Origin of the sequence: Wolbachia endosymbiont of Wuchereria bancrofti, assembly GCF_002204235.2 — a bacterium.
Taxonomy (GTDB): domain Bacteria; phylum Pseudomonadota; class Alphaproteobacteria; order Rickettsiales; family Anaplasmataceae; genus Wolbachia.
This window is the reverse complement of the sequence record NZ_NJBR02000035.1, coordinates 1-1,900: the sequence shown is the minus strand read 5'-3', so window position 1 is coordinate 1,900 and position 1,900 is coordinate 1. Positions and strand designations below refer to the sequence as shown.

Here is a 1,900-nt window from a genome sequence, read left to right as displayed (position 1 = left end):
TTAAAATATGTAAGAAGCCTTGCACTTACTATGTAGCTCTTCCAGTGAAGCAACAAAAATCTGCAAAATTTTTTATAATTTTCTTTGATGTCTTTTGTGCTATTAGCTTTTCTGATAGACATATCTATCGCAGTGTAGCCATTAATGCTCAGGTTTGCTCCCTTTTCTATTAGCAGTTAAGCTATATCAAAAAATCTCCTTAAACAGCAAGATGTAGAGGCATATAACCCTGCTGCTCACAAATATTCATATTGGCTTTAACTTTCAATAACATTTTCACAATTTTTGTATGGTCTTTTTTAACTGCTAAGTGTAAAGGGATTCTGTTACATCTAGTGACAGCATTGATCTACCTTAAGCTTCAATAGGAGCTTAACTGCTTTAGTGTTACCACTATAGCTAGCCTTATGTAACCTGGTGTTATCATTAAAATCTTGATCATTTGCTTCTATTCTCTTTGAAATAAGAAATGTTACCATCCTCTTATTATTATGCTCAATAGGTAATCTAATGCATCAAAACCATGATTGTTTTTTGTACAAATAAATCCTTTAAAGTTAGCTTTTGCTTGCTGTTTCTTTAAAATGGGCTTAAGTATTTGCATTTTATTGTTATATCATGCTAGGAAAGGCGTAGTATTATTTTTGTATTTTTTGCTTCTATGTTTGCACCTCTTTTATCAGATATTCTATAATTTCTGCTCTACTTTCGTAGTGCGCAGTGCATTGATAAATAGTCAAAAATAAAGGAGTGCGGAAATTATTATCTTCACATTCAAGATTTGCTTCGCTGTCAATTAAAGTTTGAACACTTTTTTAGAAACGCATAGTGAAGCTATATGAAGAGGAGTATAGCCTTCTTAGGTATCTTTTTCATTGATTTTTGCGTCTTTTCTATCAAAAAATCTATTAATTCTGTATCATCTTGCAGTGCGCGGAGTAAATCCATTTTTATCCTTAGAATTAATTGTAAGTTGATTAACAAGGAGTTTATCAATTTTCTTGTGCCCATGCATAATGGTATTATGGATTTCTATTTTCATAGTCTATGACATTAAAATCTGCTTCGTACTCTAATAATGATTTTACTTCAATTACATCACCTTCTTTTGCAAATTTACGCAAAAGAGTGATTCCATTTGCACCTTTTTAGTTGATAATCAAATCTACTTTCCACTAATTGGTTTATATCTTTCTCATGTGCCATATTACTTAAATCTCCAAACTCTTTTCCTTATTAATAGCACTCCTACTTAATTAAGTTTAGATGAATCTGTGAGAAATATTATCATAGCTGGGATATTGCACATGGTTGTACGAGCTTCCTTCGCCAAAGCAAGGGTATTTCCAAGTAACTGGCCGACATCTAGGTTTTTTAACAATAAAAACGGATTAAATGCAAAAACTACTTGACAAACTTTGCCAGTCTCCTTATCATAAGGCTAAGTTTAATTATTTATCTTCTCTATACAGGTTAAGCAATAAAAAAACTTAACATATTTAGTACTTTGTATTTAATTTTTTGCACTATGTGTGCCTTATGTTTTTTATATTGTTATCTATTACCAACTAGTACTGTAAATTGCGCTTGCTAAAAAACGCCAGCTGATAATAATGATAGTGAATAACTAGCTGTCTTAGGTCTTTTTTTCTATCAGTAAATTTTTTAATATTTATAATCTAGATTAATTGCAGCTCAAAAGCAGCTGAGTCATGATTATCAAGTGTTTAGAATAAAAAAAACGCCATATTTGAAAGTTAAATATAAATAAGTAGCTACTCAAGAGGTTTTTTTTGCCTTTTTTCTGCTTATTAAATTTCTTATAACCGTTTACGGAGATAAGGGATTTATAAAGTAGTTGTAAAAGTGTAAGGACATAAGAAGCTAAATATGGAGTGGG

Annotated in this window: 3 protein-coding genes; all 3 read right to left on the bottom strand. The window is 30.8% G+C overall.

All coding sequences use genetic code 11. From position 1 onward, the window contains the following. Positions 1-199: 199 nt before the first annotated feature. Positions 200-322: an ankyrin repeat domain-containing protein gene (locus CCY16_RS06120; protein ID WP_245800727.1), complete on the bottom strand. Its 123-nt coding sequence runs from the start codon at positions 320-322 to the stop codon at positions 200-202. 10 nt (positions 323-332) lie between these two features. Next, positions 333-479 carry an ankyrin repeat domain-containing protein gene (locus tag CCY16_RS06115; protein ID WP_245800726.1) on the bottom strand — a complete coding sequence of 49 codons (147 nt, stop codon included), beginning with the start codon at positions 477-479 and terminating at the stop codon, positions 333-335. Between the two features lie 440 nt (positions 480-919). After that, positions 920-1,042, bottom strand: coding sequence for a hypothetical protein (locus CCY16_RS06640; protein ID WP_281250497.1), 123 nt, complete (start codon positions 1,040-1,042; stop codon positions 920-922). Positions 1,043-1,900: the final 858 nt, after the last annotated feature.

Coding starts and splice junctions, on each gene's coding strand:
- CCY16_RS06115 (WP_245800726.1), bottom strand. CDS start 479: ATGGTAACATTTCTTATTTCAAAGAGAATAGAAGCAAATGATCAAGAT.
- CCY16_RS06640 (WP_281250497.1), bottom strand. CDS start 1,042: ATGAAAATAGAAATCCATAATACCATTATGCATGGGCACAAGAAAATT.